The sequence below is a fragment of the Sphingomonas sp. CCH9-E2 genome, assembly GCF_001557215.1.
Classification (GTDB): Bacteria; Pseudomonadota; Alphaproteobacteria; order Sphingomonadales; family Sphingomonadaceae; genus Sphingomonas.
Map to the genome: position 1 here is coordinate 1 of NZ_LSJM01000247.1, position 5,306 is coordinate 5,306.

The following is a 5,306-nucleotide window of genomic DNA, read 5'->3' on the forward strand; positions in this document are numbered from 1 at the left end:
AACGGGCTCAGGGGCACCCGACGCCGCCTGCACTGCGCGTGCGAAGCTGCCGCGCCCCGCCGCCGCGCCATCCGCCCCAACTGCGGGCGCATCGACGCAGCGCGACGAAGCCAAGACGCCGTGTCCCACCTGCCCGCCGCCCTGTTGAGCGCGTAGTCAGTCTTTCGGCTGTTTGAGCTTCGCCAGCGCGGCGAACGGCCCGGTCTCATCCTCGCCCAACACGCCAGCTTTGCGCAGCGCATCGTCCGCACCCGGACTGCGCGGAAACGGGTCGAGCGCCAGCGCCAGCGTCTCCGCCGCCGCCTCGCCCAGATCGATCGCGCCGCCGGAATAGAAGACCGTGTCGCACTCCTCGTCCGACAGTTCGATCTCGTCGCCCTCGACCGTCCCCTCTGGCAGGAAGCGGATCGCAAACGCCTCATCTACCTGCGCTGGAACCGGGTCGCCGGTGACGCTGCACGCCTGCACCACCGCGCCCTGCAGATTTCCACGCGCCAACACGCCAGTCGCGTCGCGCTGCACGGTGATCACTGCGTCGAGCCGGTCGATCGCGATCAGCCCGAACCGCCTGGCCAGCGCCGCGCGCTCGCCCGCATCGGCGGAAATCTCGACGCGATGCTCCCCCTTGCCGATCGCATCCAGCCGCTGCGGCCGCGAAAACTCCGGCGCGATCATGCCAGCCGCCCCGTCAGCAGCGCATCGTGCGACACGCCCGCCAGGCCAGCGTAGAGCGCGCGCAGCCCCGCCGCCGAATGCGCCAGCGCCGCATCGCCCGGATGCTCGCCACGATACAGGTTGCGCAGCAACGCCTCGGCAAACGCCGCTGGCGCGGCCCCGTCCGCCAGCGCATCGCGATACGCCCCGATCCGCCCGCCGAGCAGCGCCATCATCTTGCCGATCCCCTTGCCGACCACGACGTCGCCGATCCCGATCTGGCGCAGCTGCCCGTCCATGTCCTCGACGAAACATTCGGTCAGGCGCGCGGTCGTCTCCGCCGCCTCGGCGTCATGCTCGATCCGCAGCATCACCATGGCGAGCACGCTGGCGATCATGTCGAAGCGGCCATTGACCGTATCGGGCACCGCGCCCGCCTCATACCAATGCGGTTCGCGCCCGCGCGCCACCACCGCCTGGTACAGCGCAGCCGCCGGGTTCTCCGGCTTGCGCCCGGTCAGCCTGTCCCACAATCGCATCGTTGTACTCCAATGTCTCTCGGCGCTTGTTTGCCGGAGCCGCCCCGCATATTGAGGGGAACGGCGCGCGATGCAATGCGCGGCCGTGCCCGTCTGGGGAGAGTGAGTTTGATGAAGTCCGCCCGTATCCTGACCGTCGCGCTGTGCGGCACGATTCTGCTCGGCACCAGTGCCTGTGTGAAGCCGCTGCGCGGGTATCAGGGCTATGTGGTCGATGCCGACCTGGTCAACTCGGTCCAGCCCGGCGTGGACAATCGCGAATCGGTGCTCCAGACGCTCGGCAAGCCGACGCTGACCAGCCAGTTCAACGAAGGCGAGTGGTATTATATCGGGCGCGAAACCCGCAATTTCGCGTTCAACAATCCCAGCGCAAAGCAGCAGACGACGCTGCGCATCCGCTTCGACGCGGCCGGCAACGTCACCGAGGTGACCCGCACCGGCGCGGAACAGATCGCCTCGATCGATCCGTCGGGCGAAAAGACCCCGACGCTGGGTCGCAAGCGCGGCTTCTTCGAGGATCTGTTCGGCAATATCGGCACGGTCGGCGCGCCCGGCACCGGCGGCGGACCCGGCGAAGGCCCGTAACTTCCCTTTCGCTCCGCTGAATCACGCGTTCCCGCGCCGTTCAGTCCGCGAGTCCTACTTTCTCCTCATGCCCAACCAATGGGCCGAGTCGAAGGAGGACGAAATGAGGAAATTCATCGCAACCGCGCTGATCGCCGCTGTCGCCATGCCGGTCATGGTGCCCGCCGCCAGCGCCCAGTCGCAGCGCGAAGTGCGCCGCGAGCGCCAGGACCTGAGGGAAGAGCAGCGGGAGCTGCGCGACGCCCGCCGCTATGGCGACCGCCGCGATGTTCGCCGCGAGCAGCGCGATGTGCGCGAAGAACGCCGCGAGTATCGCGATGCGGTGCGGGATCGCAACCGCCGCTGGGGCAATGACGACTGGCGCGGCTGGCGTGAGCGCAATCGCGGCATCTATGCCCGTGGCAGCTGGCGCGCGCCGTTCCGCTATCAGGGCTTCCGCACCGGCGTTCGCATCGCCCCGACCTATTATGGCAGCCGCTATTACATCAGCGATCCGTGGCGCTACCGCCTGCCCCCGGCCGGCCGCTACCAGCGCTGGGTGCGTCACTATGACGACGTGCTGCTCGTCGACACCCGTCGCGGCGTCGTGGTGCGGGTCTATCGCAACTTCTTCTGGTAAAACATGAAAATGGCCGCGCCGACGGATACGCTGTCGGCGCGGCCTTTACTATGTTGCGGTCCCGAAAGGGTAGGACCAGCTGCGATAACGCGCCGAGTCCGCTTTGGTTCAGCGGACGGTAAACAGCACCTGATCGACCACGCGCCCGCCCGGAGCCACCAGCCGCAACTGATGCCGCCCCGGGCCTGCGAGCACCAACGGCCGTGCATCGGCGCTGCCCAGATCGCGCCCGTCGAGCAGCAGCCGGTGGCCGATCACTTCCCCTGACACGCTGATCGCCATGCGTTGCCGCTCGATCGGGATATCGGGATCGAGCGCATAGACGCTGCCCGCCACCGGGCTGACGATCCGCGGCCGCCGCGCCACCGCGGGTGCCGCCGCAACCTGCGTCATTCCGGTCCCGGTCAGGAAATATTCGCGGCGCGGCTGCTCGATATTGCCGCCGAAGCTGACCTGCCGCTCCTCGATTCCCTTGGGCCGCTCGGGCGCGCGCCCGGGCTGGCTAGCGTGCAGTGCCATCATCACGTCGCGCCACACCGGTGCCGCGCCGCTCGTCCCCGAAACGGCGCGCATCGGATCCCCCTCCAGATTCCCGACCCACACGCCGACCGTGTAGCGATCGGAAAAGCCGATGCACCAATTGTCGCGCATCGCCTTCGACGTCCCCGTCTTCACCGCCGCCCAGAAAGGCAGGCGCAGTGCCGAATCCATGCCAAAGGTCGACGCCCGCGCCGCCGGATCGGCGAGCATGTCCGCCACCAGCCACGCCGCCTGCGGGGTCGTCGTTACCCGATCCGCTTCCGCCTTGGCATCCGCCTCGACCCGCAGCGGCGACCAGCGCCCGCCCCGCGCCAGGCTGCGATAGGCGGCAACCTGCTCCACCAGAGTCACCTCCGCCGACCCCAGCGCCAGGCTGAATCCGTAATAATTGCCGCTTTCGGTCAGCCCGCGATAGCCGCTGTCCCACAGCCGGTCGCGAAACGCCTCCACCCCGGTCAGGATCAGTGTCCGCACCGCCGGAACGTTGAGCGACCCGGCCAGCGCCGATCGCGCGCTCACCGGCCCCTTGAACGCACGGTCGTAATTCTGCGGCACATACAGGCCCGACGCGGTGTCAAGCTGCACCGGACTGTCGTCGAGAATCGAGGCTGGGGTCAGATACCCCTTCTCGATCGCCTGCGCGTAGAGGAAGGGCTTCAGCGTCGAACCCGCCTGACGATAGCTCGCCGCCCCATCGACCGACGGCGCGGTCGATGCGCCCCCGATCCCGCCGACCCAGGCCAGAATCTCGCCGGTCGCATTGTCCGCAACGATCACCGCCCCGTCGCGTGCGCGCGTCCCACCCAGCCCGACCAGCTGCCGGCGCAGCGCGCGGATCGCGACGCGCTGGACGTCGAGGTCGATGGTCGTCTTCACCCGCAACCCCGGCTGGGTCAGCATCCGGTTCGCCAGATGCATCGCGAGGCCGGGATCGAGCGCCAGGCTGCGCGCCGGCCCCAGCATCGACGCCGCCGCTCCGGCAAAGCGGCTGCAGTCCTGCTCCCGCGACAGCGCACACGCCCGCCGCGCCACCGCATCCGCGCCCGCCGCCGGATCGGGCAGCAACGCCGCGAGCAGCAGTCCATCGTCGCGAGTGAGCGCATCGGGCGTCTTGCCGAACAGCCCCAATGCCGCCGCGCCAATCCCCTGCGCCTCACCCCGAAACCCGGCCAGGTTGAGATAGGCCTCAAGGATCTCGTCCTTGCTCCACCCGCGCTCCAGCGCCGCCCCGGCGCGCATCTGGCGCAGCTTGTCGATGAACCCGCGCGATCCCGGCGCGTCCAGATCGGGCGCCAGATAGGCCGCGACCTGCATCGACAGCGTCGACGCCCCGCGCGCGCGCTTGCCCTCCAACCGGTCGCGGATCGACCCGGCGACCGCCCACCAATCGACGCCGTCATGGTCGCGAAACCGGCGATCCTCGGCATTGGCAATCGCCTCGACCGCCTCGGGCGCGATCTTGTCGAGCGGCGTCCACGCCAGCCGCCGCGCCTGAAAATCGACCCGCGAGCTGTCGAGCAACCGCCCCTCGCGGTCGTACAGCCACGCCTCGGACGGCTTCCACTCCGCCACCGTCGTGCGATGTGACGGCAAGGGCGGCGGCAGCGTCGCCCAGTCCACCGCGACATGCACCCCGGCGAGTGTCAGGATCGCCGCAACCGCAATGCGCGGCCCGCTCCACCATGCGCGGTGCGTGACGGCTTCGGCGCGGGTCCACAGGCGCTGAAGCCAGTGCCAGAGCTTCTCCACCCTCGTCACCCCGGCCTTGTGCCGGGGTCCACCGCGAGGCGAGCGCGAAGCAAAAGGCTGGAGCACCGGACGTGCGGCGACGTGGACCCCGGCACAGGGCCGGGGTGACGACTGGATGTCGGCTTACGCATCACACCGGGCCCACTCACCTCACCGCTGCGCCACCACCATCGGCTGGTTCGGCACCGCCGCGCGGATTTCGGGCGAATACATCGCCTCGACCCGGCTCGGCGGCAGCTGCAACCGGCCCGCCGCATTGAGCCGCATCGCATAGCTCACGCTGTGCGTGCCGCGCGGCATCCATGCGAAGTAGCCGCGCCACGCATCGCGCCCGCGCTCGACATAGCTGGTTCCGCCAGCGCCCGTGCCCTCGGCCAGCATCTGCGATTGCCCGCCCAGCGACCCGATTACCGTCGCGCCCGCCGGCACCGGATCGCTGATCACCACCCAGCTGCGATCCGCACTCGCCTCGACCGTCAGCGTCACCTTGAGCACGTCGCCGCGGGTCAGCACGCCCTTGGTCTTGGCCTGCACCACCTCGACCGTGCGGGTCAGCTTGTAGCCGGCGTTGAGCGGCTGGGTCAGCGGCACCGCCGCCTTGACCTGCACGCTCGCCCACG

Annotated in this window: 6 protein-coding genes; 2 read left to right on the forward strand and 4 right to left on the reverse strand. The window is 69.4% G+C overall.

Going from position 1 to position 5,306, the window contains the following annotated elements:
* Positions 1-156: 156 nt before the first annotated feature.
* Entirely contained in the window at positions 157-675 is a 519-nt protein-coding gene (locus tag AX681_RS11560) for a YceD family protein (protein WP_066658845.1), read from the reverse strand.
* A complete protein-coding gene (locus AX681_RS11565) occupies positions 672-1,193 on the reverse strand; it encodes a ubiquinol-cytochrome C chaperone family protein (protein ID WP_197421861.1) in 522 nt (173 codons plus the stop codon). The genes AX681_RS11560 and AX681_RS11565 overlap by 4 nt, the downstream gene beginning before the upstream one ends.
* Before the next feature lie 111 nt (positions 1,194-1,304).
* Here AX681_RS11565 and AX681_RS11570 point away from each other — a divergent pair, with 111 nt between their 5' ends.
* Both AX681_RS11570 and AX681_RS11575 read left to right on the forward strand, forming a co-directional pair.
* On the forward strand, positions 1,305-1,778 hold the full coding sequence (locus tag AX681_RS11570) for an outer membrane protein assembly factor BamE (protein WP_197421862.1): 474 nt from the start codon (positions 1,305-1,307) through the stop codon (positions 1,776-1,778).
* Positions 1,779-1,881: 103 nt separating this feature from the next.
* The gene (locus AX681_RS11575; RefSeq protein WP_066658854.1) at positions 1,882-2,397 is read left to right on the forward strand and encodes an RcnB family protein; all 516 of its coding nucleotides are present in this window, start codon (positions 1,882-1,884) and stop codon (positions 2,395-2,397) included.
* 108 nt (positions 2,398-2,505) lie between these two features.
* Here AX681_RS11575 and pbpC read toward each other — a convergent pair whose 3' ends face one another.
* The gene (gene pbpC, locus AX681_RS11580) at positions 2,506-4,602 is read right to left on the reverse strand and encodes a penicillin-binding protein 1C (RefSeq protein ID WP_197421863.1); all 2,097 of its coding nucleotides are present in this window, start codon (positions 4,600-4,602) and stop codon (positions 2,506-2,508) included.
* 234 nt (positions 4,603-4,836) lie between these two features.
* Positions 4,837-5,306: hypothetical protein (locus tag AX681_RS22490; protein WP_197424284.1), on the reverse strand; the 470-nt coding region annotated here is incomplete at its 5' end.

Coding starts and splice junctions, on each gene's coding strand:
- AX681_RS11560 (WP_066658845.1), bottom strand. CDS start 675: ATGATCGCGCCGGAGTTTTCGCGGCCGCAGCGGCTGGATGCGATCGGC.
- AX681_RS11565 (WP_197421861.1), bottom strand. CDS start 1,193: ATGCGATTGTGGGACAGGCTGACCGGGCGCAAGCCGGAGAACCCGGCG.
- AX681_RS11570 (WP_197421862.1), top strand. CDS start 1,305: ATGAAGTCCGCCCGTATCCTGACCGTCGCGCTGTGCGGCACGATTCTG.
- AX681_RS11575 (WP_066658854.1), top strand. CDS start 1,882: ATGAGGAAATTCATCGCAACCGCGCTGATCGCCGCTGTCGCCATGCCG.